This window comes from Allobosea sp. 67-29, assembly GCF_001898115.1.
In the GTDB taxonomy this organism is placed as follows: Bacteria; Pseudomonadota; Alphaproteobacteria; order Rhizobiales; family Beijerinckiaceae; genus Allobosea.
Genome location: NZ_MKSQ01000029.1, coordinates 100272 through 125213, shown reverse-complemented (window position 1 = coordinate 125213; position 24942 = coordinate 100272). Strand labels below are relative to the sequence as shown.

The window sequence follows — 24942 nt, the reverse complement described above, 5'->3', positions numbered from 1 at the left end:
CCCGCCGCATGGAACTCCTCTCCGCCTCGAAGGCCTTCGGCGGCTCGCAGCGCGTCTATCGCCATGAGAGCGAGGCCTGCGCCTGCCCGATGACCTTTGCGATCTACCTCCCGCATCAGGCGGAAGAAGGGCCTGTGCCCGTGCTGTGGTACCTTTCGGGCCTGACCTGCACCCACCAGAACGTCATGGACAAGGGCGAATACCGGGCCGCGGCCGCCGCCAACGGCATCGCCATCATCTGTCCGGACACCAGCCCGCGTGGCGCGGACGTGCCCGATGAGCCGGACAACTGGCAGTTCGGCGCGGGCGCGAGCTTCTATCTCGATGCGACGCAGGAGCCCTATGCCCGCAACTACCGCATGGAGAGCTATATCCGCGACGAGCTTCCGCAGCTGGTCGCCAGGAACTTCCCCCTCGACATGTCGCGCCAAGGCATCTTCGGCCACTCCATGGGTGGTCATGGCGCGATCACACTGGCGCTCAAGAACCCGGGGCGCTACCGCTCCGTGTCGGCCTTTGCCCCGATCACCCAGCCCTCGACCGCCGGCTGGTCGCGACCGGCTTTCGAGAAATACCTCGGCCCCGACGAGGCCTCCTGGCGGATCTACGACTCGACGCTGCTGATCGCCGACGGCCACCGCGTCAGCGAACTTCTCGTGGACCAGGGCAGCGCCGACGGCTTCCTCGAGGAAGGCCTGCGCCCGCAGCTGCTGGAGGTCGCCTGCGCCGCGGCCGGCATCCCGCTGCAGCTCACCCTGCGGGACGGCTACGACCATTCCTACAACTTCGTCTCGACCTTCATGGCCCAGCACATCGCCTGGCACGCGGAGCGCCTGTTCGCCTGAGCGGAATCGCAGGGAACGGCATTTCATCGGCCGCGTTGAGGCGTCACAGCATCAGCCGGTTGGGGACATGCCATGGCCAGACCGAAACGCCGCCTGCCGCAGAGCGACCGCTCGCTCTTCACCCGCCTCTCCCAGGCCGTCGCCCAGTGGGCGGGCAAGCCGCAGACCTTCTTCGGGGCGGCGGCGGTCATCGTGATCTGGGCCGTCTCGGGCCCGTTCTTCGGCTATAACGATACCTGGCAGCTCGTCATCAACACCTCGACGACCATCGTCACCTTCCTGATGGTCTTCATCATCCAGAACAGCCAGAACCGCGACACCGCCGCCATGCAGATCAAGCTCGACGAGCTGATCCTGAAACTTGAGGGCGCGCGCGAGGAGCTGCTCGATCTGGAGGAACTCGACGAGGAGAAGATCGAGAAGATCCGTACCGAGTTCGAGGAGATGGCAGCCAAGGCCCGCAAGGCCATCGAGACCGGGAAACGCGCCGATTCAGCGAAAAACAAGGTTAGCGGTTAAGGTTAAGCCTCGTTTAAGAAATCGCTGGCATGGTCCTTCCCATCGGTAACTGCGCGGGCCTGCGTCCTTGGTCCTGCGCGCAACGCGAAGGACCCTGCCATGGGCAGCCTGAAATCCATCGCGCTGGGGGGCGCCCTGGCCCTCGGCGCCACCATGGCGGCACAGGCCGCGGATCTGGCCGGCTATCCGCCGCCGCCTCCGCCGCCCCCCATGCTCAAGGGCACGATCTCGAGCGGCATCTACCTGCGCGGCGACATCGGCGTGGGCGTCCAGAGCATCAGCAAATATGACCAGGAGGACGTCGTCGGTTTCGGCGGCAGCTTCTTCGGCAAAAGCGACAACGCCGCCTATTTCGCCGGGCTCGGCATCGGCTATCGCTTCAACAACTGGCTGCGTTTCGATGTCACCGGCGAATATCGCGGCGCCTCGTCGATCGGGGTGAACGACATCGTCTACAACCCCTTCAACAACGGCAACCAGACCAACACCTACAAGGGCAACCTGACCTCGCTGGTCACCCTGTTCAACGGCTACTTCGATCTCGGCACCTGGAACTGCCTGACGCCGTATATCGGCGCCGGCATCGGCTTCACCCAGAACCGCATCTCGGGCCTGACCGATCAGGGCGTCCTGCTCGGTAACTATGTCGGCCCCACGCTCGGTTACGCCAACACCGGGACCAAGACCAACGTCGCCTGGGCGCTGATGGCGGGCGTCGGCTACGAGGTGAACAAGAACCTGACCCTCGAGGTCGGCTATCGCTACCTCAATCTCGGCGACGCCCAGTCCGGCCGCCTTGTCAACGCCTTCACCGGCCAGATCCAGGGCCCGCTCAAGGCCAAGGACATCGACAGCCACGACTTCCGCATCGGCATGCGCTGGAACTTCGGCGACCCGAACTGCTGCGGCACGCCGGAGCCGGTGGCCTACGCCCCGCCGCCGGTGGTGCGCAAATACTGAGGCAGCCCCTCCCCCGAAAGAACCCACGGCGCGGATCATCTCCGCGCCGTTTCCTTTTGGGCCGGCGCCGCCTCAGCGCAGCAGCGACCTGCCGGTCATCTCGTCGGGCTGGCCTAGGCCCATCAGCGCGAGCAGCGTCGGCGCGATATCGGCGAGGCGGCCATCCGCCAGGGCGCGGGCCTGCCCCCCGATCAGCATCAGCGGCACGGGGTTTGTGGTGTGGGCCGTATGCGGCTTGCCGGTCACCGGATCGACCATCAGCTCGGCATTGCCGTGATCGGCCGTGACGAGCAGGGCGCCGCCCTGGCGCTGCACGGCGTCCGCAATGGCGCCGAGCCCCGCATCCACCGTCTCCGCCGCCTTGATCGCAGCCGCCAGCACGCCGGTATGGCCGACCATGTCGGTATTGGCGAAGTTGAGGATGACGAGATCGTAGCGGCCTGAATCGATCGCCTCGACCGCCTTCGCCGTGAGTTCGGGCGCCGACATTTCCGGCTGCAGGTCATAGGTCGCCACCTTCGGCGAGGGCACCATGACCCGGTCCTCGCCCGGATAAGGCGTCTCCTCGCCGCCATTGAAGAAATAGGTGACGTGGGGGTATTTTTCCGTCTCCGCCATGCGGACCTGCTTGAGGCCCGCCTTCGACACCGTCTCTCCGAGCCCGTTCGCCAGCGTTTGCGGCGGAAACAGCGCGGGCATCAGCCTGTCGAGCCCGGCACTGTAGGAGGTCATGCTGACGGCCCTGACCAGCCTCGGCACGCGCGGACGTGCGAAACCCTGGAAATCCTGTTCCAGCACGGCGTCGAGGATCTCGCGGATGCGGTCGGAACGGAAGTTGAAGCTGAGCAGCCCATCCCCGTCCTGCATCCCCGCATAGCCGCCGATCACGGCCGGGACGATGAACTCGTCGCTGACCTTGCCGGCATAGGCCGCCGCGATCGCCGCCTGCGCGTCGGGAAAGCTGTCCCCCTCGCCCAGCACCATCGCCTTCCAGGCCTTCTCGACACGTTCCCAGCGATTGTCGCGATCCATCGCATAGTAGCGGCCGGAGACGCTGGTGATGCTCGCGCCCGCGGGCAGCGCCCGTGCGAAAGCCCCGACATAGTCGGCGGCCGATTGCGGCGGCGTGTCGCGCCCGTCGGTGAAGACATGGACCTTCACCGGGATGCCCTGTCCGGCCACGATCGTCGCCAGCGCCACGGCATGGTCCTGATGGGCATGGACGCCGCCCGGCGAGACGAGCCCGAGAAGATGGCACGCGCCGCCGCTGGTCTTGAGGGCCGCCAGAAGGCCGCTTGCCTCCAGCGCCTGCTCGATCGAGCCGTCGCTGATCGCCTGGTTGATGCGCGGCAGATCCTGCATCACCACGCGGCCCGCGCCGAGATTGAGATGGCCGACCTCGGAATTGCCCATCTGCCCCGCCGGCAGGCCGACGTCGAGGCCCGAGGTGCGCAGGAAACTGTGGGGGCAGCTCGCCCAGAAGCGATCGAAATGCGGCGTCTTCGCCAGCTTGATCGCGTTGCTCTGAGCATCCTCGCGCCAGCCCCAGCCATCGAGGATCATCAGCATCACGGGACGGGGCGGCATCGGCTTGACCTTGCACATGTCGGAAAAGGTGTGTGTGCGGATACCATGCGCCATGCTGCCGATGCGAGTGCTAAGAAGGCGCACGCCCCGAAGCCACGCCCCAACGGAGGAGATCCATGCCGATCAAGGCCCTGGTTTTCGACGCATACGGAACATTGTTCGACGTCCAGTCGGTCGCTGCCGCGACCGAGGCCGCCTTTCCCGGCCATGGCACGACCATCACCCAGATCTGGCGGCTGAAGCAGCTCGAATACACCTGGCTGCGCGCTCTGATGGACCGCTACGAGGACTTCTGGACGGTCACCACCGAATCCCTCGACTTCACCCTGAAGACGCTCGGCCTCGCCGCGACGCCCGAATTCCTGGCCGAGATCGCCGGAGCCTATGACGCGCTGGCGCTCTATCCCGAGGCCCGCGCCGCTCTGGAGGGCCTCGCTTCCTACCGGCTTGCCATCTACTCCAACGGCAGCCCGGCCATGCTGAAGCGGCTCGTCGCCCATGCCGGCATCGGCGAGCTTCTGGAAACCGTGATCAGCGTCGACGAGATCGGCATCTACAAGCCCGATCCGCGCGGTTACGCTCATGTCGAGAAGCGCCTCGGCCTCGCTCGCGACGAAATCCTCTTCGTCTCGTCGAATGGTTTCGACATCGCCGGCGCCAAGGCCCACGGCTTTGCCGTGGCACGCATCGAGCGCGTGGCGGCCGCAGACCTGCGCAACGAGATTGCCGCCGCCGGCACGATCGACCCGAAGCTGATGTTCAAGGCGCTGCGCATGCAGCCGGAACAGTTGGGCTTCCATGCGGACACGACGATTGCGGCGCTGACCGATCTCGTCTCCTATGCCGCGAGCCGCAACCAGCTCGGACCCAGCGGGAGCCTTCCATGATCAAGCTCTACTACCACCCTTCGCCGAACCCGGCGAAGGTCGCGCTCTTCCTGGAGGAGGCCGGCCTGCCCTACGAGATGGTGCCGGTCGACACCCGCAAGGGCGACCAGTTCAAGCCGGAATTCCTCGCCATCAACCCCAACGCCAAGACCCCGGCCCTGACCGACGGCGACGTCACCGTCTTCGATTCCAACGCGATCCTGCTCTATCTCGCCGAGAAAACCGGCAAGTTCCTGCCGCAGGACACGCCGAAGGCGCGCGGCGAGATGCTCTCCTGGCTGATGTTCGTGGCGACCGGCATCGGCCCCTATTGTGGCCAGGCGGTGCATTTCAGCCGCTTCGCCCCCGAGAAGATCCCCTACGCCATCAATCGCTACGCCCGCGAGGCCGAGCGGCACTGGGGCATCGTCGACGAGCGGCTCGCGACACGGCGCTACATGCTCGGCGATGGCTATACGCTGGTCGACATGTCGGTCTGGGGCTGGGCGACCCGGCTTTCCTTCGCCGTCGGCGAGAACTGGGCGACGCTGTTTCCGAACGTGAAGCGCCACACCGACGAGATCTCGGCCCGGCCGGCGGCGCAGCGCGCCATGGCGCTGAAGGACCAGTTCGCGTTCAAGACCGAGGTCGACGACGACGCGCGTCGGTTCCTCTTTCCACAGAACACGCATTTGCGGGCCTGAGCCGGCCGACGGCACTCAGGACGAGCCGGTCTCGTCCCGCGTGCCGCCCAATGCCTCGAAGGGCGCATCGAGCGTGAAGACGAGCCCGCCGGGCAGATAGGCGCTCTCGGTGCCGTTGCGCGCGCCGGGAAACGAACGCTCGATCAGGCGAGACCCGAAGCCGGCCCGGGCAGGAGGCTTGACCGGCGGGCCGCCGCTTTCCTGCCAGCGCAGGCGGAACTGCCGGACTCCTTCGATTTCATCGGCGCCCCAGCGCAGGCTCACCCGCCCCTTCTCGTTGGACAGTGCCCCGTATTTGACCGCGTTGGTCGTCAGTTCGTGCAGGATGAGGGTCAACGCCAGGGCAGCCTTCGGGCCGAGCACGATGTCGGGCCCCTGAACGTCGAAGCGGCCTGGGTCGCCCTGGATGCCGATGATGCTGCGGACGATCTCGGCGATGTTGGCGTTGGCCTGCTGGCCCGCCACCAGCAGGTCATGCGCCCGCGCCAACGCTCCCAGCCGCGCCGTGAACGCTTCGTTGGCGGCTTCCAGCGTGGTCGCGCTGCGCAGGGTCTGCGAAGCGATGGCCTGGATCATGGCGAGCGTGTTCTTCACCCGATGCGCCAGTTCCTGCATCAGGAGCCGCTGCTCGCTTTCCGCCTCCTTGCGCTCGGTGATATCGAGATGCGCGCCCACGAGCCGGACTGGATGACCCTCGTCATCGCGTTCGATCAGGGCCGTCGCCGATATCCAGCGGATCTTTCCGTCCGCGGGCCGAACGATCCTGTATTCGGCGTGGTAGTCGGTCGCAGCGCTCGCGACGGCCGCCCGGAAATGCCCCTCGACACGGGCCCTGTCCTCGGGATGGAGCCGTGCCACCCAATCCTCATGGGTCTCCTGCGCCGCCTCCGGCGGCAGGCCATGGATCGCCAGGTATTCCGGCGAGCGGCGGTTCTGGAAGCCGGAGCGCAGGTCGACCTCGAGCCCGCCCACGCGCCCGATCTTCTGGACCTGCGCCAGTTCGCGTTCGCGGCGCCGCAGGAGCTCTTCCGCACGCAAACGCTCGGTCGTCTCCGTCACCAGTGCCAGAACGCCGCCGACGGCCCCCGCCTCGTCCGGCACCGGGCTGTAGTCGAGATTGAGCCAGACCTCTTCGGCGGCGCCGTTGCGGTAGAAGACGAAGGGAACGTCGCGATAAGACGACGACTCGCCGGCCAGGACGCTCGCCATGACCCCGCGATTGAACGCGGCGACTTCCGGCCAGGCATCGTAGACGCTCTGCCCCAGGATCCGCGGATGCCGTGCACCGCAGATGACGGCATAGGCGTCGTTGTAGAACATCAGGCCCGCCTCTCCCCAGAGCAGCGTCATCGGCGACGGCGCAAGCAGGATGAGCTGAAAGGCGCTGCGCAGGGCTGCGGGCCAGTCTGCCGGCGCCCCGAGCACGGTCTCGCCGCCGGTCCAGCCGCGCAGCAGCTCGGCGACGCCGCTTTTGCCGGCAGGCCAGACGCCTTGATCCATCGTCCTCCCCCAATGCCGGCCGATCATCGAAGGGCCGATCGCACGCCGCGCTCTTCGTATCCGGCTCCAGCCATGGACAGCAAGCGGCATCGTCCGTCGGACGGGCTGCCGCTCCTGTCACCGGTAACAGGCAGGTGCGGCCGGGCGCATGTCAAAAGACATGGGCGCCTGTGCATCATCCAGGGGCCGGCCGGAAAAGCGCTTGGCGCGGCGCGCGGTTCGGGCCAGTGTCGCGGCGGCTTCGCCCCGGGAGGCGCGATGGCCGCACAGTTTCCGAGAGGACGGATGCCGACCGATATCGAGATCGCGCGCGCCGCGACGCTTCAGCCCGTTGCCGCCATTGCCGAGCGCGCCGGCATTCCGGTCGAAGCGCTCCACCCCTACGGCAAGTTCATCGCCAAGGTCGATACGGGCGCGATCCCCGGCTTCCACGACAAGCCGGACGGCAAGCTGATCCTGGTCACCGCGATCAGCCCGACGCCGGCTGGAGAAGGCAAGACCACGACGACGGTCGGCCTCGGCGACGGCCTGTCGCGGATCGGCAAGCGCGCGATGATCGCCTTGCGTGAGCCCTCCCTCGGCCCGAGCTTCGGGATGAAGGGCGGAGCGGCCGGCGGCGGCCACGCGCAGGTCGTTCCGATGGAGCAGATCAACCTGCATTTCACCGGCGACTTCCATGCCATCACCAGCGCGCACAACCTGCTGGCCGCGATGGTCGACAACCATGTCTATTGGGGCAACGGGCTCGGCTTCGATACCCGCACGATCAGCTGGCGCCGCGTGCTCGACATGAACGACCGCGCCTTGCGTTCGATCGTCTCCTCGCTCGGCGGCAACGGCAACGGCTTCCCGCGCGAGGACGGCTTCGACATCACCGTCGCCTCGGAGGTGATGGCGATCTTCTGCCTGGCCCGTGATTCCGCCGATCTGGAGGAGCGCCTCGGCCGCATCGTCGTCGGCCGCACCCGCGACAAGCGCCTGATCACCGCGGCCGATCTCAAGGCGACCGGCGCGATGAGCGTGCTGCTCAAGGACGCGCTGATGCCGAACCTGGTGCAGACGCTGGAGGGCACGCCCGCCTTCGTCCATGGCGGGCCGTTCGCCAATATCGCCCATGGCTGCAATTCGGTGATCGCAACCCGCGCCGCGCTGAAGCTCGGCGACTATGTCGTCACGGAGGCGGGCTTCGGCGCGGATCTCGGCGCGGAGAAGTTCTTCGACATCAAATGCCGCAAGGCCGGCCTCGAGCCCTCGGTCGCCGTCGTCGTCGCCACCGTCCGTGCGCTGAAGATGCATGGCGGCGTCGCCAAGGACGCCCTCGGCCAGGAAAACCTGAAGGCGCTGGAAGCGGGCATGGCCAACCTCGCCCGCCATGTCGAGAATATCCGCAAGTTCGGCGTACCGCCGATCGTCGCGATCAACCATTTCGCCACCGACACGGCCGCCGAGCACGAGCTGATCCGCAACTTCTGCCGCAACCATCTCGGCGTCGAGGCGGTGATCTGCCGGCATTGGGCCGAAGGCGGTGCCGGCACCGAGGAACTGGCCCGCAAGGTCGCCGCGCTGGCCGACGAGGGCGAGGCCGATTTCGCCCCGCTCTATCCCGACAGCATGCCGCTGCGCGAGAAGCTCGACACCGTGGCGCGCGAGATCTACGGCGCCAGTGGCGTCAGCGTCGACGCCAGGCTCGCGGCGCGCTTCGCCGAGCTGGAGGCGGCCGGCTTCCGCGACCTGCCGGTCTGCGTGGCCAAGACCCAGTATTCCTTCTCGGCCGATCCGACGCTCCGCGGCGCCCCCTCCGGCCACACCGTTCCCTTGCGGGAATTGCGGCTTTCGGCCGGCGCGGGCTTCGTCGTAGCCATCTGCGGGGATATCATGACCATGCCCGGCCTCCCGCGCGAACCAGCCGCCGAACGCATCCATATCGACGCGAAAGGCCATATCGAGGGGCTGTTCTGACGCCCGTCTGCTCGGGCATGGCCCGAGCATCGCGCCCCGGGAAGAACCCTGACCGGCAAGGGCATCTCCGGTCGAAGCGCCGCTTCGCGGAGAATAACGGCCCCGCCTTCACGCGAAGTCGAGCTGGACCTTGATCGCCTTCGCCTTGTCCGCGGCGAGGTCGAAGGCCTCGACGGCTCGCTCGACCGGGATCGTCGCCGTCAGCAGCGGCGAGAGGTCGATCGAGCCGGAACCGATCATCGCCACCGCCCAGCCGAATTCCTCGTGGAAGCGGAAGGAGCCGCGCAGGTCGAATTCCTTGGCGACGACGACGTTCATCGGCAAGGTAAACTGACCGCCGACCCCGATCTGCACGATGGTGCCGCCCGAGCGCACGACGTCGAAGGCGCCGGTCAGCGCGTGCTGGTTGCCCGACGCCTCGAACATCACGTCGAAGGCGCCCTTCTCCGCTCCGTATTCCTCCTTCAGCCGATCAGGCTCGGCGGCGACGTTGATCGCCGCCGTCGCGCCCATCTTGAGCGCCACCGGCAGCGGCCCGTCGACCACGTCCGTCGCCACGATCTCCGAAGCGCCGGCAGCCTTTGCCGCGACGATGGTGAGCGCGCCGATCGGACCCGCTCCCGTCACCAGCACACGCTTGCCGAGCAGCGGTCCGGCGCGCTTGGCCGCATGAAGGCAGACCGAGAGCGGCTCGGCGAAGGCGGCCTGCGCCGCCGTGACGCCGGGAGCCACCTTCACGGCCTGCCGCTCCTCGACGACGAGCACGTCGCGGAAGCCGCCCTGCACATGCGGAAAGCGCATCGCCGAGCCGTAGAACAGCATGTCGGTGCAGTGCTGCTGCAAACCCATCTGGCAATAGCGGCAATGGCCGCAGGCCCGGCTCGGATTGACCGCGACGCGATCGCCCGGCCTGACCCGCGAGACCTCGCCGCCGACCGCCTCGACCCTGCCGGCGATCTCATGGCCGAGGATCATCGGCTCGCGCACGCGGATCGTGCCGAAGCCGCCATGCAGATAATAATGCAGATCGGAGCCGCAGATGCCGCCGGCTTCCATTCGGACCCGCACGTCATGCGGGCCCAGCTCCGGAGCCGTGGTCTGTTCGACCCGCAGGTCCTTCTCGGCATGGATCACGACGGCGCGCATGACGTTTCTCCGGATTGGCGCGGGACAAGCAGGCCGCGCCGTTGTCTAATCGTTTGAAAGCTGCTTACCGAAAGCTGTGCTCCCGGCGCAAACAAAACCAACGCCGCACCCCGGCCTTTAATGAGGATACGCCATGTCGCTGTCGCTGTTCAGCCTGGAAGGCAAGGTCGCACTGGTCACCGGCTCCGGCCAGGGCATCGGGCTCGCACTGGCTGAAGGCCTCTCCGAAGCCGGCGCTCATGTCGTATTGAACGGCCGCGACCGGAGCAAGCTCGAGCGAGCGCACAAGGCCCTGGCCGCCGCCGGCCGCAAGGCCTCGATCGCGGCCTTCGACGTCACCGACCAGAAGGCGGTCGAGGCCGGCGTCGCGGCGATCGAGGCCGGCACGGGGCCCATCGACATCCTCGTCAACAACGCCGGGATGCAGAAGCGCGCGCCGATCACCGAATTCCCGGTCGAGGGCTGGCACGAGGTGATGAACACCAATCTGCACTCGGTGTTCTACGTCACCCAGGCGGTCACGAAGCGGATGGTGCCGCGCAAGCGCGGCAAGATCATCAGCATCGGCTCGGTGATGAGCGAGCTCGGCCGGGCCACCATCATTCCCTATACGGCCTCGAAGGGCGCGGTGAAGATGATGACGCGGGGGCTGGCCGCCGAGCTCGGCAAGCACAACATCCAGGCCAACGCCATAGGGCCCGGCTATTTCACCACCGAGATCAACAAGGCCCTGCTCGCGGACGAGGCCTTCACGAGCTGGGTCTGCAGCCGCACCCCGGCCGGGCGCTGGGGCGAGACGAAGGAACTGGTCGGCGCAGCGATCTTCCTGTCTTCGGCGGCGAGCGATTACGTCAACGGTCATCTGCTGATGGTCGATGGCGGGCTGACCGCGGTGGTCTGAAGGGCGGCAGTGCCTGCCCCCGGGCGCCTTTGATCAGGCCGCGACCTTCGTCACCGCCTCGACGACGTCGTCGACGACGCGCTCGACCAGATCCCGGTCGTCGCCCTCGGCCATCACGCGGATGACGGGTTCGGTCCCCGAGGGGCGGATGACGAGCCGGCCGCTCTCGCCGAGAAGCTGCTTCGCCGCCTCGATCGCACTCATCACGGCCTGCTCCTCCAGCGGCTTGCCCGTCTTGTAGCGCACGTTCTTGAGGATCTGCGGCAGCGGCTCGAAGCAGTGGCAGACTTCCGAGACCGGCCGGTCCATCCGCTTCACCACCGCCAGCAATTGCAGCGCCGCAACCAGTCCGTCGCCCGTCGTGCCGAAATCCGACAGGATGATGTGGCCGGACTGCTCTCCGCCCAGGTTGAAGCCATGGCTGCGCATATGTTCGAGCACGTAACGGTCACCCACCGCCGTGCGCGCGAGCGAGAGGCCGAGGCCGGCCAGATAGCGCTCCAGACCGAGATTTGACATCACCGTCGCGACGATGCCCGGTGCCGAGAGGCGGCCGTCTTCCAGCCAGGAGCGCGCGATCACCGCCATCAGCTGGTCTCCATCGACGATCTGGCCGTGCTCGTCCACCACCAGGACGCGGTCGGCGTCGCCGTCGAGCGCGATGCCGACATCGGCGCGCAATTCCCTGACCTTCTCGACCAGGGTCGAAGGATGGGTCGAGCCGATCTCGCGGTTGATGTTGAAGCCGTCCGGCTCCACGCCGATGGTGATCACCTCGGCGCCCAGTTCCCATAGCGCCTGCGGAGCCACCTTGTAGGCCGCGCCGTTGGCGCAATCGAGCACGATGCGCAGACCCTCCAGGCTCAGATTGCGCGGCAGCGTGCGCTTGGCGAACTCGACATAGCGGGCATCGGCGCTGTCGATGCGCTTGGCCCGGCCGAGCCGCGCGGAGCCCGACAGGCGCGGCCCGAGATCCGCGTCGATCAACGTTTCGATCTCGTGCTCGACCTCGTCGTTGAGCTTGTAGCCGTCGGGCCCGAACAGCTTGATGCCATTGTCCTCGTAGGGATTGTGCGAAGCCGAGATCATCACCCCGAGATCGGCCCGCATCGAGCGGGTCAGCATCGCCACCGCCGGCGTCGGCATCGGGCCGAGCAGCATGACGTCCATGCCGACCGCGGTGAAACCCGCGACCATGGCGTATTCGATCATGTAGCCGGAAAGCCGGGTATCCTTGCCGATCACGACGCGGTGACGATGGTCGCCGCGATGGAAGGCGAGGCCCGTGGCCTGGCCGACCTTCAGGGCGAGGTCCGGCGTGATGACGCCGTTCGCCCGCCCGCGAATGCCGTCCGTTCCAAAGTACTTGCGTGCCATGTCGTTCCGATCCGAAGGCGATCAGCGCCTGATTTCGCGCGTTTCTATAGCCAAAAAACCTTTCCGCCTTCTCACAAATTGTGACGGAGCGTGACATCCCGATGCGCACAAGAAGCGGCGCACAAAAAAGGGCGGCCCGGAGCCGCCCTTTTCGGTTCATGCAATCGGCCTCAGACCTGAGGTTGCGGCTCCATGCCGGCATCCGGCTCGCCGCGCTTGCGGCCCTTTCCGGCGCTCGGCACGGCCGAGCCGCGCGGGGCATGCGGCGTGTCGTCGAGATCCCGCGAGGGGCGCTTGCCGGCGATCAGGTCGCGGATTTCCTCGCCGGTCAGCGTCTCGAACTCGAGCAGCGCCTCGGCCACCTGCACGAATTCGTCGTGATGCTTCGTCAGGATCTCCTTGGCGTCGCGATAGCCTTCGTCGACGAGGCGCTTCACCTCGGCGTCGATCTTCTGCGCGGTCGATTCGGAGAGCGACTGGCTGCGGCCCATCGACATGCCCAGGAAGACCTCTTCCTGATTGTCGCCATAGGCGACCATGCCGAGTTCGTCCGAATAGCCCATCTGGGTGACCATGGCCTTGGCCATCTTGGTCGCCTGCTGAATGTCGCCCGTCGCGCCGGAGGTGATGTTCTCCTTGCCGAAAGTGATCTCCTCCGCCACGCGCCCGCCCATGGCGACCGCGAGCTGCGAGGTGAACTCCTTGTATTTCATCGAGTAGCGATCGCCTTCCGGCAGGAACTTCACCATGCCCAGCGCACGGCCGCGCGGGATGATCGTCGCCTTGTGGACCGGCACGCCCGCCGGGACATAGAGGCCAACGATCGCATGGCCCGCCTCGTGATAGGCGGTGAGCTTCTTCTCCTCCTCGGACATGGCCATCGACTTGCGCTCGGCGCCCATCATGACCTTGTCCTTGGCGTCCTCGAACTCGGCATGGGTGACCATGCGCTTGCCGCGACGGGCTGCGAGCAGCGCCGCCTCGTTGACGAGGTTCATCAGGTCGGCGCCGGAGAAGCCGGGTGTACCGCGCGCCAGGATCTTGAGGTCGACATCCGGCGCCATCGGCACCTTGCGGACATGGACGCGCAGGATCTTCTCGCGGCCGGCGACATCCGGGTTCGGAACGACGATCTGGCGGTCGAAGCGGCCCGGGCGCAGCAGCGCGGGATCGAGCACGTCCGGGCGATTGGTCGCGGCGATGATGATCACGCCCTCGTTCGGCTCGAAGCCGTCCATCTCGACGAGGAGCTGGTTAAGCGTCTGCTCGCGCTCGTCATTGCCGCCGCCCAAGCCGGCACCGCGATGGCGGCCGACCGCGTCGATCTCGTCGATGAAGATGATGCAGGGCGCGTTCTTCTTGGCCTGCTCGAACATGTCGCGCACGCGGCTGGCGCCGACGCCGACGAACATCTCGACGAAGTCCGAGCCCGAGATCGTGAAGAACGGCACATTGGCCTCGCCCGCGACGGCGCGCGCCGTCAGGGTCTTACCCGTGCCGGGCGGGCCGACGAGCAGCACGCCGCGCGGGATGCGCCCGCCCAACCGCTGGAATTTCTGCGGATCGCGCAGGAACTCGACGATCTCCTGCAGGTCCTCCTTGGCCTCGTCGATGCCGGCGACATCCTCGAAGGTGACGCGGCCATGGGCCTCGGTCAGGAGCTTGGCTTTGGACTTGCCGAAGCCCATCGCCCGGCCGGCGCCGTTCTGCATCTGGCGGGACATGAAGATCCACAGGCCGATGAAGATGACGAAGGGCAGCGAGTTGACCAGCAGCGCCATGAACCAGGGCGTGCCTTCCGAAGGAGCGCGAGCCGAGACCGTCACGCCCTTCTGCGCCAGCGTCTTCAGCAGGCCAGGATCGCCATAGGGCGCATAGGTCACGAAGTTGCGACCATCCGAGAAGCTCCCGGAAATCTCCTGCCCCGAGACCACGACGCTGGAGATCTTCCCGGAATCAGCCTCGTTGATCAGCTGGCTGTAGGGGATTTCATTGGTGCTCGAGCGCTGGCTCGGGCTCTGGAACAGCGTCACTAGCGCCAGGACCAGCAGGAAGATCACCACCCAGAGGGCGAAATTGCGGAAGTTCGGATTCATCACCAGTCCGATCGGGCCTGCCGGGACCAACCGGATGAGGCCTGGATTTCATTCAACAAGCAATTTAGGTGCGGCGCGCCTCCTTGCCAAGGGAAACGCAAGCGAAACGCGTGCCGTCGCGGGATTATGATGTCGCAGGGTGAACGCCGCGCCGGCGCGGCCCTTCGCGCCGCAGGACGAGCACCCCGTTTGCGCCGAGCGAGAGCACGCAGCCCGCGAGCGTTCTCCGGCTGGTCGAGCCGCCCCGCAGCGCCTCGAGCAGGCTTGCGCCGCAGGCCTCCAGCCGCTCCAGCCGGCCATAGCCGTCCCCGGCCGGCGCGACGTCCGACAGGGCGAGCGCGAGCACGCGCAGGACGATCTCCTCCGGCTCTTCCGCCAGCCGCCGGAAATCGAGCCGCAGTTCGTCCGCATCTTGAGAGCAGCAGCGACGCTGGCTCAGCACCTCTGCCGCCCGCTGCGACAGGGCCTCCTCCTGCCGCGCCATGCGCGCCGCGAAGAGGCCGAGCCGCGCCGGACCGAGCCCCTCCTCCGCCAGCAGCGGCAGCAAGCTGCGCCAGCGCACGCGCTCGAAGCGCGGATCGGCATTGCTCGGATCGCGCGTGAAGGGCAGCCCGCGCCGCTCGGCGGTGGCGACGAGCCGCGCCTTTTCGATGCCCAGCAAAGGCCTGACGAGATCGACCGCCCCGCGACGGCTGCGCGGCTGCATGCCGGCGAGCCCGCCCGGGCCAGAGCCATGGGCAAGCCGCATCAACAGGGTTTCGGCTTGGTCGTCGAGCGTATGGGCCGTGACGATCGCCGTACAGCCGTGACGAAGCGCGGCGGCCGTGAGCAGGTCGTAGCGGGCACGCCGCGCCGCGTCCTGAATGCCGCTGGCGGGCTTGCTGGAAAGCCATCGAAGCGTTTCATGCGCCACGCCGAGCCCGGCGCAGAGTGCCGCGACCTCCTCCGCCTCGGCAGCCGCCTCGGCCCGCAATCCATGATCGACCGTAGCAGCGCGCAGCACGGGCCGGCCCGGTCCCCTGGCCCAATCCGCCAGCAGGGCCAGCAGCGCAACCGAATCCGGTCCGCCCGAGACAGCCACGAGCAGCCCGGCCTCCGAGGCCAGATCGCCGAAGCAGGCGCCGGCCTCCGCCGGCGAGACCGGCATCACCGCTGGCTCGCGAGAGGAAACCGCGCTCAAGCGCAGCCGGAACGGCGCCGCTCCCGCGCGACGGCATTGCGCAGTGCGCTGGACGCCTGCGGATAGTCGACTCCGACCTTGGCATAGGTCGCGCACGCCTGCTCCTTGGCGCCGAGCCCGCTCAGGGCCATACCGAGCCGGAGCAGGCTGTCGGGCGCCTTCGCCGCACGCGGCGTCTCCTTCGAAATCTTCAGGAACTGCTCGGCGGCCTCGCGATAGCGCTGGCGTTGCATGTAGCTCTCGCCCAGCCAATAGGTGGCGTCCACCGCCAGCCGGTCCCGCGGATAGCTCTGCAGAAATTGCCGGAAGCCCATTTCGGCCTGTTCGTAGGCCCGGCGCTTGAGCGCCGCATAGGCGGAATCATAGGCTTCCTTGGCGGTCGCCGGGCCACTCGCGGCCGCAACGCTTTGCCCACGCGGGCCACCCGCGACCGCACCCTGCTGAACCGGACGTCCGACACCCTGCAGGTCGAGAGGCTGCCCGCTCGCCGGGCCGTTGGCGTATTCATCCTCGATGATGCCGGAAATGCCGCCGCCGAGCGGCTGGGGGGCCCCGGCGGCGCCTTGCTGCGTGCTCGGATCGAAGGCATCGCCGCGGCGTTGCCGTTGCGGTGTGCCGCCCGCGGGCGGAGTGGCCGGCGGCGCGGACCCCGCGGACGGCCGCCCGCCGCCGCCTTTTTCGTTCAGCCGGAAATCGACGTCCTGCTGGAATCGGCTGAGCTGCTCGGTCAACCGCTTGTTCTCGAACTGCAACTGCTCGATCTGCCCGGCCATTTGCCGCATCTGGTTTTCGAGCCGGGTCGTGCGCACCAGCAGGTCGGCGGCATCCTGCGCGAAGGCCGGGGCGGTGGCGCCGCTCAGCCCCGCGGCGAGCGCGAGCGCGGGCCAGGCCGGGCGAGCGAGAAGGCGGGCAAGGGAAAAGCCGGGCATCTGAAGCAAGCGGTCCTCGACTGAAGCTGACATGGTCGCGCACGCGCTTATAACACCGGCGCACCGCGGCCAAAATATGAACGATCTCATGCGCCGGCTGCGAAATCCGAGGGACGCGGGCGAAACCCCTCTGGCGCTTTGCCGGCGGCTTGCCTACATTGGCGAAGCGGGGCTGCCTAGTGCGTGAGAGACAGCATTCCCCGGGCCCATACGACTCCCTAGGGAGCTGTCCCTGACCGGATCCATCGGAACCGGACACACGGCGCCCACCTACTTTAGTAGGTGTCCCGGGATTCAAAACTCCACGGCCGAGGTGGCTCCGCAGCCCTTATGACGACGACGTCCGACACGCAGGTCACGCCCTCCCCGCGCAAGGCGATCCTCCGCGCCGAGGCGCTTTCCCGTCGCGACGCGCTGGATCTCGACAACCGGCTGGAATGGGACGCGGAGATCGCTGCCAATGCGCTCGCCCTTCCAATCTGGAAAGCGAGCACCGGCCCGGTCTCGGCCTATTGGCCGATGCGCTCGGAGGCCGATCCCCGCCCGATCCTCGAAGCCCTTCACGACCGCGGCCTGCTCCTCTGCCTGCCCGCGATCGTCGACAAGCGCATGATCTTCCGCCGCTGGGCGCCCTATGACCCGATCGTTCCGGGCGGCTTCGGCACGCTCGTCCCGGCGCCGAGCGAGCCGGAGGTGAGGCCTGCGATCCTGCTCGTGCCGCTCGCCGCCTTCGACCGGCGCGGCTACCGGATCGGCTACGGCAAGGGCTATTACGACCGGGCGCTGACCGAGCTTGGCCCGACGATCAGCATCGGCATCGGCTATGCCGCCCAGGAGATCGATGCGGTGCCGGACGAGCCGCATGACCGGCGCCTCGACTGGATCGTGACCGAGCGCGAAGCCATTCGCCGCGGTTGATTCCCGAGCGCCTTCGCGCGAGGGAGAAAGCCTTCGCGGTTTTCGGGTCAGCTCATGCGTCTTCTGTTTCTCGGTGACATCGTCGGCCGCCCCGGCCGGATAGCGGTTCAGGAGCGCCTGCCTGCCCTGCGCGAGGCCTGGAAGCTCGACTGCGTCGTCATCAACGGCGAGAACTCGGCCGGCGGCTTCGGCATCACCGAGGCGATCTGCGACGAGATCCTCGCCGCCGGCGCCGATGTCGTCACGCTCGGCAACCATTCCTGGGACCAGCGCGAGGCCCTCGTCTTCATCACCCGGCAGGACCGGCTGATCCGCCCGGCGAATTATCCGCCGGGCACGCCCGGCCGCGGCGCGGCCGTGATCGAGGCCCGCAACGGCGCCCGCGTCCTCGTCGTCAACGTCATGGGCCGGCTGTTCATGGACCCGCTCGACGACCCCTTCGCCGCGGTCGAGCGCGAGCTCTCGGCCTGCCCGCTCGGCGAAGTCGCCGATGCCGTCCTCGTCGATGTCCATGCCGAGGCGACGAGCGAGAAGCAGGCCATGGCCTATTTCCTCGACGGCCGCGCCAGCCTGGTCGTGGGCACGCATACTCACGCGCCGACCTCGGACACGCGCATCCTTCCTGGCGGCACGGCCTACCAGTCCGATGCCGGCATGTGCGGCGACTACGACTCCGTGCTCGGCATGCAGAAGGACGAGCCGGTGCGCCGCTTCCTGCAGAAGGTGCCTGGCGCGAGGCTGGAACCGGCGACCGGAGAGGGCACGCTCTCGGGCGTCGCCGTCGAGATCGACGATGCGACAGGCCTCGCGAGAGCGGTCTGGGCCGTCCGCGTCGGCCCGCATCTGAGCGAGGCGCTGCCCGGCTGGGCGGCCTGAAGCGGATCAGGCCTGGCGCGATTGCCGGGACAGCGTCTCGAAGGCCTCGCTCATGCTGGCGGCGTGCCGGGACAACGCCCCGGCGACGCCGAGCACCTCGGATACCGCGTCTCCCGCGCCCTGCGCCCGCGAGCTGAGCTGACCGATCGCCTCGGCATTCGCCTGGGTATCGACCGCCGCCTGGTTCGCGCTGCGGGCAATCTCCTGTGTGGCGGCGCGCTGCTCGTCGATGCTGGCGGCGACGGCCCCTGCGATCCCGTTGACCTGGCTGACGAAACCGACGATGCGCTCGAGCGCCGAGACGGCCTCGCGGGTCGCCGCCTGCATCGCCGGAACCTGGGCGGCGATCTCGCCTGTGGCTTGCGCCGTACGGGCCGATAGTTGCTTCACCTCGGTCGCGACGACGGCGAAACCGCGTCCGGCCTCCCCGGCACGCGCGGCCTCGATCGTCGCATTGAGCGCGAGCAGATTGGTCTGGCTCGCGATCATCTGGATCAACTCGACGACGGAGCCGATGGTGTCGGCCGAGCGTGACAGGCTCTGAACAACGGCGTCGGTCTGCTGCACGGCCGCGTTGGCCTGATGGGCCAGTTCCGAGGCCCGCGTCACCTCGGCCGCCACGTGGTCGAGCGAGATCGACAGTTCGTTGGTGGCCGCGGCGACATTGCCGACATTCCTCGAGGCGTCGTCGGCGCTTCGCACTGCCACGAAGGCCTGAGCACTGGTCTCGCCGACAATGACGTCCATCGTCGTGGCAAGGCTCTCCACCTTCACCGCGCCCGCGCCGACGGCGCTCACCACGTCGCGGACGGTTCCCTCGAACGCTTCGATCTGCCGGCGCGTGGCGTTGCGGCTGTCCTCCTGGACGAGCGCATAAGTCTCGAGAATGAGCTCGAGATCGAGCTGGGCCGCCTTCGACAACGCTGCGCGCGTGACGATGCCGTCGTCGAGGCGGCCTCTGCGCCAGCGGCCGGCCACGCTCGTCAGCCGGCGCTGATCGAGGCCGAGCTCGGCGATCAGCGCATTCACGACGATCGCGTGGCAGATCACCACCGCATAGATCGGTACGCCATGGTCGTGGAAGGCGGTGGCCAGGCTGCGCGCCGACTCCATGAAGCCCTCGCCCAGATCGCCCGAGGCGAGACGGATCCAATGCGCCAGCCGTCGCTCGTGCACCTGCGGCTGCCGCAGCGCCTGGGCGATTTCCGGCCAGGGCGCGAACTGCTCGTGAAGCTGCGGCAGGAGCGAGGGCAGCCGCTCGCGCACGAACATGGCCTGCGGCGCCAGCAGCGCGAGGTCGCGCTCGGAAATCTGGAACGCGCGAAAACGCTGCTCCTGCCCGGCGATCGTTCTGGTGGTCAAGTTATCACTCGGGATAGCGGAGTACGAAGTTCGCGACGTTCGACGCTGCCTTGGCGTGGTAAAGAATTGCCTAATGCCGGGCCAAGCCGCGCCGGGCGACGCTTGCCTGCGGGCAAAGCCGACGCCTATAAGGCCGCTTCGCCGGAATTCCGGGCAGGATCGCCGCCCGGCCCCGGCATGTTACGGATCATTCGCAGAAGGCAGCGCGACGTCATGGCCGGCCATTCCCAGTTCAAGAACATCATGCACCGCAAGGGCAAGCAGGATGCGGTGCGCTCCAAGCTGTTCTCGAAACTGGCCCGCGAAATCACCGTCGCCGCCAAGATGGGCATGCCCGACCCGAACATGAACCCGCGCCTGCGCATGGCCGTGCTCGCCGCGCGCGCCGAGAACATGCCGAAGGACAATATCCAGCGCGCCATCAACAAGGCGGCCGGCGGCGAAGGCGACAACTATGACGAGGTCCGCTATGAGGGCTACGGCCCGGGCGGCGCCGCCGTCATCGTCGAGGCCCTGACCGACAACCGCAACCGCACCGCCTCTGCCGTGCGCTCCTATTTCACCAAGTCGGGCGGCGCGCTGGGCGAGAGCAACTCGGTTTCCTTCATGTTCAACCGCGTCGGCGAGGTCACCTATCCGACTGAGGCCGGCGACCCAGACAAGGTGATGGAAGCGGCGATCGAGGCCGGCGCCGACGACGTGATCTCGGACGAGAACGGCCACACCATCCTGTGTGCCTTCGACAGCCTGAACGAGGTCTCGAAAGCGCTCGAAGCCACGCTCGGCGCGCCGGCTTCGGCCAAGCCCGTCTGGCGTCCGACGACTTCGGCCCCGCTCGACGAGGAGAAGGCCGCCTCGATGATGCGGCTGATGGAGGCGCTCGACAACGACGACGACGTCCAGAACGTCTTCGCGAATTTCGAGATCGCCGACGAGATCATGGCCAAGCTCGGCGCCTGAACCGCCCCGGCGCCAGGTCCAGGGGGCGGCACCGCGACGCCCCCTTTTTCACTTTCTAACGGCCGAGCAGGCCGTCCAGCAGCGGCAGACTGATCAGCGCGCTCAGGAAGATCAGCAGGTAGGCGCCGCGCCGGAAGCTCGTCTCCGAAGCCAGTCGGAAGCCGTGCGAGCCGATCCAGAATGCGACGACGTAGATCGCGAAGAGCGGTATCGCGCTCACGACCGACTGCAGGGTGAGGATGCCCTTCCACCAGAGCACGGCGCCGCTGATGAAGGTCGAGATGCCGAAATAGGTTTGCAGATTGGCGCGCGTCTTGTGCCGGTCGTTGCGCTGCGCGCCGAGCCAGAAGACCGCCAGCGGCATACCGCCGATCGAGGCCATGCCGTTGCACAGCCCGGAGAGCGCGCCGACGCCGAGCGACAGCGAGACCGTCGGCCGGCCGTGATAGCGCCAGCCCGAGGCCATCAGCCCTACGGCCGTGAGCACGAGCAGCGCTAGCACCCAGCGCATCGTGTCGCGGTCGAGCCAGGTCAGCAGCGAGACGCCGATCGGGAGAGCCAGGGTCGCGGTGGCCAGCAACGGCACGATCTCGCGCCATTCGGCATGCTTGGCGCTCCGCGCCGCGACCGGCAGCGCCACTGGCAGGTCGATGAACCAGATCAGCCCCAGCGCCGCGACCGGGCCGAGCACGATCGATGCGAGCGGCATGAACACCATCGCGAAGCCGAAGCCGGTGAAGCCTCGCACCAGCCCGCCGAGCAGCGTCGCGCCGAAGAGAACCGCGAGGCCGTCGCCGGTCAGGGAAGGAAAGAAGAAGTCCTGGTAGGGCAGCATCACGGCAAGACGGGAGAGCGGGAGAAGGGCGGATCGCACCATGGCCCAGCACGGCCAGCGAGAGAAATCGTCGTTTCTGATCCGATCGATGAGGAGAATTCATCCAGGCCCTCGTTCCGGGCGGGGACAAACCCGAAACATGGTCTAGGCTGGCGCTCCATGGCACCCGCGATTCGCATCCTCGGCATCGATCCCGGCCTCCGCAAGACCGGCTGGGGCGTCGTCGTCTCGGAAGGCAGCAAGCTTTCCTTCGTCGCTTGCGGCTGCGTCGAGAGCGACGGTGCGCTGCCGCTCGGCCAGCGCCTGCGGCAATTGCACGAAGGGCTGAACAAGGTGCTCGCGACCCATCGCCCGCATGAGGCCGCCGTCGAGGAGACCTTCATCAACCGCGATCCGCAATCGGCGCTGAAGCTCGGCCAGGCGCGGGGCATCGCGCTGGTCGTGCCGGCGCTCGCCGGGCTCGATGTCGCGGAATATGCCGCCAATCTTGTCAAGAAGACCGTGGTCGGCGTCGGCCATGCCGACAAGAAGCAGGTCCAGGCGATGATCCGCGTGCTGCTGCCGAAGGCCGAGACCAGTTCCGCCGACGCCGCGGACGCGCTCGCGGTCGCGATCTGCCACGCCCAGCATCGCGGCATGAAGGCGCTGGTCGCACAGATGCGCGCGGCCGGCTGAACAAGGGCGGGGAACAGGCACGATGATCGGCAAGCTCAAGGGCCTGATCGACTCCTATGGCGAGGACCACGTCATCATCGACGTGCAGGGCGTCGGCTATGTCGTGCAATGCTCGGCGCGCACGCTGCAGCGCCTGCCGAAGCCCGGCGAGGCCGCGGTACTCTCGATCGAGACCCATGTCCGCGAGGATGCGATCCGCCTCTACGGCTTCATGTCCGATACGGAGCGCGACTGGTTCCGGTTGATGCAGGTCGTCCAGGGCGTCGGCGCCAAGGTCGCGCTCGCCATTCTCTCGACGCTCGACCCGGGCGGCCTCGCCACCGCGATCGCCACCAACGACAAGGCGGCGATCGCGCGCGCCCCCGGCGTCGGCCCCAAGCTCGCCCAGCGCCTCTGCGCCGAGCTGAAGGACAAGGCGCCGGCCTTCGGCCATGTCGATCCGAGCCTCGCCCAGCTCTCCGGCGCGCTGGAGGACAGGACGTTGCCGCAGCCGGTCGCCGACGCCGTATCGGCACTCGCCAATCTCGGCTATCCGCAGGCGCAGGCCGTCGCGGCGGTCGCGGCCGCGGCCAAGGCCGCGGGCGACGGCGCCGGGACGGCCCAGCTCATCAAGCTCGGACTGAAGGAACTGGCGAAGTGAGCCCGGGGATCGATCCGGACGATCTCGAACTTCGCGTCGTCACCGACAAGGGCGAACTTCTCAAGATCATGATGGCGAGCTGGGGCTCCCACCGCATGATGATCGACCTTCACGTCTACGACGTGGCGGAGATCGATGCGCTCGGCCTCTACGAGCCGGGCGGCCGCACGGCGGCGCTGGCGAGCTGGACCATCCGCAGCGAGACGGCTTATCTCTGCGCGCTGCATTCGCTGCGTCCGGGCGAAGGTGTCGCGATCCGCATGCTCGATGCGGTGATCGCCGCGGCGCGCTCCGCCGGCGCGGTGCGCCTCAAGGCGATGCTGACCAACGACAACATGCCGGGCCTGATCTTCTACCAGCGCCGTGGCTTCCGCCTCTCGGGACTTTATCTCGAGGCGATCGACGCCTATCGCTCGGTGGTGCCGAGCATCATCAAGACGGGATACAAGGACATTCCAATCCACGACGCCATCGAGCTGGAGATCGCGCTGTGAGCGATCCGAAGCGCTCCGGATTGATGACCGCCGAACGCCGCGACGACGACGGCGAAGCCTCGCTGCGTCCGCTTTCGCTCGCCGACTTCACCGGCCAGGCGGCCGCGCGCGCGAATCTTCAAGTTTTCATCAACGCTGCCAAAAGCCGTGGCGACGCGCTCGACCATGTGCTCTTCGTCGGCCCGCCCGGTCTCGGCAAGACGACACTGGCGCAGATCGTCGCGCGCGAGCTCGGCGTCAATTTCCGCTCGACCTCGGGCCCGGTCATCGCCAAGGCCGGCGACCTCGCCGCGCAGCTCACCAATCTCGAAGAGCGCGACGTCCTCTTCATCGACGAGATCCATCGCCTCAACCCGGCGGTCGAGGAGATCCTCTACCCGGCGATGGAGGACTACCAGCTCGACCTGATCATCGGCGAGGGGCCGGCGGCGCGTTCGGTCAAGATCGACCTCCCGAAGTTCACGCTCGTCGGCGCCACCACCCGCGCCGGCCTCTTGACCACGCCGCTGCGGGACCGCTTCGGCATTCCGATCCGGCTGCAGTTCTACACGGTCGAGGAGTTGCAGGGCATCGTCGCCCGCGGCGCCCGCGTGCTCGGCGTACCGATGTCGGACGACGGCGCCAACGAGATCGCCAAGCGCTCGCGCGGAACGCCGCGCATCGCCGGGCGCCTGCTGCGCCGCGTGCGCGATTTCGCCATCGTCGACGGCGACCCGATCGTCACCCGCAAGGTCGCCGACAAGGCCCTCTCGCTGCTCGATGTCGACGCCATCGGCCTCGACCAGATGGACCGGCGCTATCTCACCACGGTCGCGGTCAATTTCGGCGGCGGCCCGGTCGGGATCGAGACCATCGCCGCCTCGCTCTCCGAGCCGCGCGACGCGATCGAGGAGATCATCGAGCCCTTCCTGCTGCAGCAGGGCTTCATCCAGCGCACCCCGCGCGGGCGCCTGCTGACACCCCATGCCTTCCGCCATCTCGGCATGCCCGAGCCCTCGCGGGAGACGGCTCAGTTCGGATTGTTCGGAAGCGACGAGGACGAAGCGTGAAGCAGCTCCTGCGAAATCTTGCGCTCGCGCTTGCGTTGACGAGTCTCTTCGCCTGCATGGCGGTCTCGGCGCGCGCCGGCGACGACGTGCCCCGCGGCCCCGTCGAAGACGCCTATGCGATCACGATCAAGACGCTCGCCGCCAAGGGCAAAGCCCCGCCGCCGGCCTGGCGCCCACCGCATCGCGACAAGCTGATGAGCAGGAGCCTGGCCGCGCTCTTCGCCCGCGACGACCTCTATCAGGAGGAGAGCGGCGACATGGGCCAGATCGGCGCCGACCCCTTCCTCAACGGGCAGGACGGCGAAATCAAGAAGCTGAGCTTCGACACGATACCCGTCGCCGCCGGCAAGGCGACGGTGGTGGCGAATTTCCGCAGCTTCGGAAAGCCCGTCGCCGTCCAGTTCCAGATGCTCCGCGAGAACGGCGGCTGGCGCATCGACGACATCGTCAACAGCTTCGAAGGCCAGCGCTATTCGATCCGGGAGGCCCTGTCGCAGCCCTATGACTGCGGCTCCTTCATGGGCAAGCCCTGCAAGCGCTGAGCATCTTGCAGGACCGCGGGTC

At 67.7% G+C, this 24942-nt stretch carries 24 protein-coding genes and 1 other RNA gene; 16 read left to right on the top strand and 9 right to left on the bottom strand.

What is annotated here, in order from left to right; translation table 11 throughout:
• The first annotated feature begins 8 nt into the window (after window positions 1-8).
• The 3 genes from fghA (at window position 9) to BGO20_RS23380 (ending at window position 2324) form a co-directional block, all read left to right on the top strand.
• Window positions 9-845, top strand: a complete 837-nt coding sequence (gene fghA / locus BGO20_RS23390) for an S-formylglutathione hydrolase (protein WP_291664324.1) — start codon at window positions 9-11, stop codon at window positions 843-845.
• Between the two features lie 72 nt (window positions 846-917).
• Window positions 918-1364 carry a low affinity iron permease family protein gene (locus BGO20_RS23385; protein WP_291664323.1) on the top strand — a complete coding sequence of 149 codons (447 nt, stop codon included), beginning with the start codon at window positions 918-920 and terminating at the stop codon, window positions 1362-1364.
• A gap of 99 nt (window positions 1365-1463) precedes the next feature.
• Window positions 1464-2324 carry an outer membrane protein gene (locus tag BGO20_RS23380; RefSeq protein WP_291664322.1) on the top strand — a complete coding sequence of 287 codons (861 nt, stop codon included), beginning with the start codon at window positions 1464-1466 and terminating at the stop codon, window positions 2322-2324.
• A 72-nt stretch (window positions 2325-2396) separates the two neighbouring features.
• Here the strand turns inward: BGO20_RS23380 and gpmI are convergent, their stop codons facing one another.
• Window positions 2397-3911, bottom strand: coding sequence for a 2,3-bisphosphoglycerate-independent phosphoglycerate mutase (gpmI, locus tag BGO20_RS23375; RefSeq protein WP_291664364.1), 1515 nt, complete (start codon window positions 3909-3911; stop codon window positions 2397-2399).
• A gap of 116 nt (window positions 3912-4027) precedes the next feature.
• On the opposite strand from gpmI, the gene BGO20_RS23370 reads away from it, so the two are divergent.
• Both BGO20_RS23370 and BGO20_RS23365 read left to right on the top strand, forming a co-directional pair.
• A complete protein-coding gene (locus tag BGO20_RS23370; RefSeq protein ID WP_291664321.1) occupies window positions 4028-4798 on the top strand; it encodes a haloacid dehalogenase type II in 771 nt (256 codons plus the stop codon).
• Window positions 4795-5481 carry a glutathione S-transferase family protein gene (locus tag BGO20_RS23365; protein WP_291664320.1) on the top strand — a complete coding sequence of 229 codons (687 nt, stop codon included), beginning with the start codon at window positions 4795-4797 and terminating at the stop codon, window positions 5479-5481. The genes BGO20_RS23370 and BGO20_RS23365 overlap by 4 nt, the downstream gene beginning before the upstream one ends.
• A gap of 15 nt (window positions 5482-5496) precedes the next feature.
• Here BGO20_RS23365 and BGO20_RS23360 read toward each other — a convergent pair whose 3' ends face one another.
• Window positions 5497-6981 (bottom strand): sensor histidine kinase, encoded by a 1485-nt coding sequence (locus tag BGO20_RS23360; RefSeq protein ID WP_291664319.1) that lies wholly within the window; start codon window positions 6979-6981, stop codon window positions 5497-5499.
• Between the two features lie 285 nt (window positions 6982-7266).
• On the opposite strand from BGO20_RS23360, the gene BGO20_RS23355 reads away from it, so the two are divergent.
• Window positions 7267-8940, top strand: a complete 1674-nt coding sequence (locus BGO20_RS23355) for a formate--tetrahydrofolate ligase (protein WP_291664318.1) — start codon at window positions 7267-7269, stop codon at window positions 8938-8940.
• Between the two features lie 108 nt (window positions 8941-9048).
• On the opposite strand, the gene BGO20_RS23350 is transcribed toward BGO20_RS23355, so the two are convergent.
• On the bottom strand, window positions 9049-10086 hold the full coding sequence (locus BGO20_RS23350) for an L-idonate 5-dehydrogenase (RefSeq protein ID WP_291664317.1): 1038 nt from the start codon (window positions 10084-10086) through the stop codon (window positions 9049-9051).
• A 133-nt stretch (window positions 10087-10219) separates the two neighbouring features.
• Between BGO20_RS23350 and BGO20_RS23345 the strand changes: the two genes are divergently transcribed.
• Entirely contained in the window at window positions 10220-10987 is a 768-nt protein-coding gene (locus BGO20_RS23345) for an SDR family NAD(P)-dependent oxidoreductase (protein ID WP_291664316.1), read from the top strand.
• A gap of 33 nt (window positions 10988-11020) precedes the next feature.
• Here BGO20_RS23345 and glmM read toward each other — a convergent pair whose 3' ends face one another.
• From glmM to ybgF, 4 genes are all read right to left on the bottom strand, one after another.
• Window positions 11021-12364, bottom strand: a complete 1344-nt coding sequence (gene glmM, locus BGO20_RS23340; protein ID WP_291664315.1) for a phosphoglucosamine mutase — start codon at window positions 12362-12364, stop codon at window positions 11021-11023.
• 170 nt (window positions 12365-12534) lie between these two features.
• Window positions 12535-14460, bottom strand: coding sequence for an ATP-dependent zinc metalloprotease FtsH (gene ftsH, locus BGO20_RS23335; protein WP_291664314.1), 1926 nt, complete (start codon window positions 14458-14460; stop codon window positions 12535-12537).
• A gap of 124 nt (window positions 14461-14584) precedes the next feature.
• Window positions 14585-15607: a tRNA lysidine(34) synthetase TilS gene (gene tilS, locus BGO20_RS23330; RefSeq protein ID WP_291664313.1), complete on the bottom strand. Its 1023-nt coding sequence runs from the start codon at window positions 15605-15607 to the stop codon at window positions 14585-14587.
• 29 nt (window positions 15608-15636) lie between these two features.
• Window positions 15637-16569, bottom strand: a complete 933-nt coding sequence (ybgF, locus tag BGO20_RS23325; protein ID WP_291664312.1) for a tol-pal system protein YbgF — start codon at window positions 16567-16569, stop codon at window positions 15637-15639.
• A 166-nt stretch (window positions 16570-16735) separates the two neighbouring features.
• Between ybgF and ssrS the strand changes: the two genes are divergently transcribed.
• The 3 genes from ssrS (at window position 16736) to BGO20_RS23310 (ending at window position 18363) form a co-directional block, all read left to right on the top strand.
• Window positions 16736-16893, top strand: a non-coding RNA gene (ssrS, locus tag BGO20_RS23320) — 6S RNA.
• A gap of 6 nt (window positions 16894-16899) precedes the next feature.
• A complete protein-coding gene (locus tag BGO20_RS23315) occupies window positions 16900-17487 on the top strand; it encodes a 5-formyltetrahydrofolate cyclo-ligase (protein ID WP_291664311.1) in 588 nt (195 codons plus the stop codon).
• A gap of 54 nt (window positions 17488-17541) precedes the next feature.
• Window positions 17542-18363: a TIGR00282 family metallophosphoesterase gene (locus tag BGO20_RS23310; RefSeq protein ID WP_291664310.1), complete on the top strand. Its 822-nt coding sequence runs from the start codon at window positions 17542-17544 to the stop codon at window positions 18361-18363.
• Between the two features lie 6 nt (window positions 18364-18369).
• On the opposite strand, the gene BGO20_RS23305 is transcribed toward BGO20_RS23310, so the two are convergent.
• Window positions 18370-19725 carry a globin-coupled sensor protein gene (locus BGO20_RS23305; protein ID WP_291664309.1) on the bottom strand — a complete coding sequence of 452 codons (1356 nt, stop codon included), beginning with the start codon at window positions 19723-19725 and terminating at the stop codon, window positions 18370-18372.
• Window positions 19726-19938: 213 nt separating this feature from the next.
• On the opposite strand from BGO20_RS23305, the gene BGO20_RS23300 reads away from it, so the two are divergent.
• Window positions 19939-20685, top strand: a complete 747-nt coding sequence (locus BGO20_RS23300; protein ID WP_291664308.1) for a YebC/PmpR family DNA-binding transcriptional regulator — start codon at window positions 19939-19941, stop codon at window positions 20683-20685.
• 55 nt (window positions 20686-20740) lie between these two features.
• Here BGO20_RS23300 and BGO20_RS23295 read toward each other — a convergent pair whose 3' ends face one another.
• Window positions 20741-21562, bottom strand: a complete 822-nt coding sequence (locus BGO20_RS23295; RefSeq protein ID WP_291664307.1) for a sulfite exporter TauE/SafE family protein — start codon at window positions 21560-21562, stop codon at window positions 20741-20743.
• Window positions 21563-21679: 117 nt separating this feature from the next.
• On the opposite strand from BGO20_RS23295, the gene ruvC reads away from it, so the two are divergent.
• The 5 genes from ruvC to BGO20_RS23270 are packed head-to-tail and all read left to right on the top strand — an operon-like array spanning window position 21680 to window position 24920.
• Entirely contained in the window at window positions 21680-22195 is a 516-nt protein-coding gene (gene ruvC, locus BGO20_RS23290) for a crossover junction endodeoxyribonuclease RuvC (protein WP_291664306.1), read from the top strand.
• A gap of 22 nt (window positions 22196-22217) precedes the next feature.
• A complete protein-coding gene (gene ruvA / locus BGO20_RS23285) occupies window positions 22218-22835 on the top strand; it encodes a Holliday junction branch migration protein RuvA (protein ID WP_291664305.1) in 618 nt (205 codons plus the stop codon).
• A complete protein-coding gene (locus tag BGO20_RS23280; protein WP_291664304.1) occupies window positions 22832-23329 on the top strand; it encodes a GNAT family N-acetyltransferase in 498 nt (165 codons plus the stop codon). The genes ruvA and BGO20_RS23280 overlap by 4 nt, the downstream gene beginning before the upstream one ends.
• Before the next feature lie 23 nt (window positions 23330-23352).
• Window positions 23353-24378: a Holliday junction branch migration DNA helicase RuvB gene (gene ruvB, locus BGO20_RS23275; RefSeq protein ID WP_291664363.1), complete on the top strand. Its 1026-nt coding sequence runs from the start codon at window positions 23353-23355 to the stop codon at window positions 24376-24378.
• Window positions 24375-24920, top strand: coding sequence for a DUF3828 domain-containing protein (locus BGO20_RS23270; protein ID WP_291664303.1), 546 nt, complete (start codon window positions 24375-24377; stop codon window positions 24918-24920). Before ruvB ends, BGO20_RS23270 begins: the two co-directional genes overlap by 4 nt.
• Window positions 24921-24942 lie beyond the last annotated feature (22 nt).